Genomic DNA, 2,773 nt, shown 5'->3' with positions numbered 1-2,773 from the left:
GTTCTTGCCGCAGGACATCATCGCGGGGTCACGCGGCACGGCGTAGAAGAGCCAGAAGGTGATGGCGCCCCGTCCGGAAAGTCACGCCTCATGTTCCGCTTCCTTGTCCGCCGAGTCACCGGCGCGCTGGTCATTTTGTTGATCATCAGCGCCATCACCTTCTGGCTCTTCTACGCCGTGCCGCGTGACCCCGCGATGATGTCCTGCGGCAAGAACTGCACGCCGGACGCGCTGGCGCAGATCCGGCAGAACCTGGGCATCGACAAGCCGATCCCSGWGCAGTACTGGCTGTGGCTCGTCGGCGTCTTCGTCGGACGCGACTACAGCAGCTGGGGCCACTGCGAAGCCCCGTGCCTCGGGTACTCCTTCGCGAACAACGAGCCCGTCTTCGGCACGATCATGGACCGTCTGCCGACGACCCTGTCGCTCGCCTTCGGTGCGGCCTTCGTCTTCCTGATCCTCGGCATCGGCGCCGGCATGATCGCGGCCCTCAAGCAGGGCAAGTTCCTGGACAAGTTCGCCAGCTCGGCCTCGCTGCTCGGCTCCTCGCTCCAGATCTACTTCGTCGGCTACATCGCGATGTTCTTCTTCGTCGCGCAGCTGGGATGGCTCGACCAGCCGCAGTGGACCCCGTTCACCGACAATCCGGCCGCCTGGTTCTCCGGGCTGTTGTTGCCCTGGCTGGTCCTCGCGATCATCTTCACGGCCAACTACACCCGTATGACGCGCTCCCAGCTCGTGGAGCAACTCAGCGAGGACTACGTCCGCACGGCACGGGCCAAGGGTCTGTCCCGGTCGAACGTCTTCTTCCGGTTCGCCTGGCGCGGCGCGATGGGTCCCATCGTCACGGTGTTCGGCATCGACCTGGGCACGCTGATCGGCGGTGCCATCATCACCGAGTCGACCTTCRGCCTCCCGGGCATCGGCCGGCTCGCGGTGAAGTCCGTGGACCAGAGCGACCTGCCCATGCTGCTCGGTGTGACCCTCCTTGCGGCCGGCGCGATCGTCTTCGCCAACATCATCGTGGACGCCGTCTACGCCCTCATCGACCCGCGGATCCGGCTCGCCTGACCTCCGCCCTCCCACTCCCGACCCCTCGCATCACCCCCCTCAGGAGCGTCCCCGTGACGAGCACCGATCAGCAGCCCTTCCTCTCCGTCAGGGACCTTCAGGTCCACTTCTCCACCGAGGACGGCATCGTCAAGGCCGTCGACGGGCTCTCCTTCGACCTCGCCAAGGGCCAGACGCTCGGCATCGTGGGTGAGTCGGGATCCGGCAAGTCCGTCACCAACCTGACGATCCTGGGCCTGCACGACCCGTTCCGCACCACGATCGACGGCGAGATCCTGCTGGACGGCAAGGAGCTGCTCACCGCCTCCGAGCGGGAGATGGAGCGGCTGCGCGGCAACAAGATGTCCATGATCTTCCAGGACGCGCTCRCCKCGCTGTCGCCGTACCACACCATCGGCACGCAGATCGGCGAGACGTACCGCAAGCACACCGGTGCCTCCCGGAAGGAAGCCCGGGCGCGGTCGATCGAGATGCTGCGCCGGGTCGGGATCCCCCAGCCGGACATGCGGGTGGACGACTACCCGCACCAGTTCTCCGGCGGTATGCGCCAGCGCGCGATGATCGCGATGGCGCTGGTCTGCGACCCCGAGCTGCTGATCGCCGACGAGCCGACGACGGCTCTCGACGTSACGGTCCAGGCGCAGATCMTGGACCTGCTSAAGGACCTCCAGCAGGAGTTCGGCWCGGCGATCGTCTTCATCACSCACGACCTCGGAGTCATCGCCGACATCGCGGACGACGTGCTGGTGATGTACGGCGGCCGCTGTGTGGAGCGGGGCACCAAGAAGGAGGTGCTGCAGACGCCGCAGCACCCCTACACCCTGGGCCTGCTGAGCTCCATGCCGAGCCTGGACGGGCCGGTCGACGTGCCTCTGCAGCCGATCCCGGGTTCCCCGCCGTCGCTGCTGAACCCGCCCTCGGGCTGCCGCTTCCACCCGCGGTGCACCTTCGCCGAGAAGGTCGCGGGCGGGCTGTGCTCCACCGAGCGGCCGCCGCTGGACGTGGTGGACGGCAGGGGTTCCGCCTGCCACCTCCCGATGGAGCAGCGCACGGACCTCTTCGCCGACTTCGCCGGATCCCGGCACTGACTGACGTACACGAGACGGGACTTCACCATCATGAGCAACGCGCAACCGCTCCTGGACGTCAGCGGTCTGACCAAGCACTTCCCGATCAAGGGCGGCTTCCCGATCAAGCGCACGGTCGGCGCCGTCAAGGCCGTGGACGGCCTCGACTTCCAGGTGGCCGAGGGCGAGGCCCTCGGTCTGGTGGGCGAGTCGGGCTGCGGCAAGTCGACSACGGGCCGGCTGATMACCMRGCTGSTGGAGCCGACGRGCGGCMRGRTCWCSTACCGCGGCMAGGACATCACSCACGCGGGCCGCAAGCAGCTGGCGCCGATCMGSTCCGAGATCCAGATGATCTTCCAGGACCCGTACTCCTCGCTGAACCCGCGCCAGACGGTCGGCAAGATCATCTCGGGCCCGATGGAGATCAACGGGGTCGAACCGACGGGCGGCCGTGAGAAACGGGTCAGGGAACTGCTGGAGATCGTCGGCCTGAACCCCGAGCACTACAACCGCTTCCCGCACGAGTTCTCGGGGGGACAGCGCCAGCGCATCGGCGTGGCAAGGGCGCTCGCCCTGGAGCCGAAGCTGATCGTGGCGGACGAGCCGGTGTCCGCGCTGGACGTCTCGATCCAGGC

At 67.4% G+C, this 2,773-nt stretch carries 4 protein-coding genes; 3 read left to right on the top strand and 1 reads right to left on the bottom strand.

The genetic code is table 11. From position 1 onward, the window contains the following. On the bottom strand, positions 1-63 hold a 63-nt coding region (locus tag EAO75_RS46850; RefSeq protein WP_222724043.1), incomplete at its 3' end, for a hypothetical protein. Between the two features lie 27 nt (positions 64-90). On the opposite strand from EAO75_RS46850, the gene EAO75_RS44385 reads away from it, so the two are divergent. The 3 genes from EAO75_RS44385 to EAO75_RS44375 form a co-directional block, all read left to right on the top strand. Continuing rightward, entirely contained in the window at positions 91-1,071 is a 981-nt protein-coding gene (locus EAO75_RS44385; RefSeq protein WP_148000806.1) for an ABC transporter permease, read from the top strand. 53 nt (positions 1,072-1,124) lie between these two features. Further along, complete coding sequence (locus EAO75_RS44380) at positions 1,125-2,159, top strand: ABC transporter ATP-binding protein (protein WP_148000805.1); 1,035 nt, start codon at positions 1,125-1,127, stop codon at positions 2,157-2,159. A gap of 30 nt (positions 2,160-2,189) precedes the next feature. Further along, on the top strand, positions 2,190-2,773 hold a 584-nt coding region (locus tag EAO75_RS44375; protein ID WP_148000804.1), incomplete at its 3' end, for a dipeptide/oligopeptide/nickel ABC transporter ATP-binding protein.

The sequence above is a fragment of the Streptomyces sp. UW30 genome, assembly GCF_008042075.1.
In the GTDB taxonomy this organism is placed as follows: Bacteria; Actinomycetota; Actinomycetes; order Streptomycetales; family Streptomycetaceae; genus Streptomyces.
The sequence above is the reverse complement of the archived record's forward strand: the minus strand, read 5'-3'. Positions and strand labels throughout refer to the sequence as shown.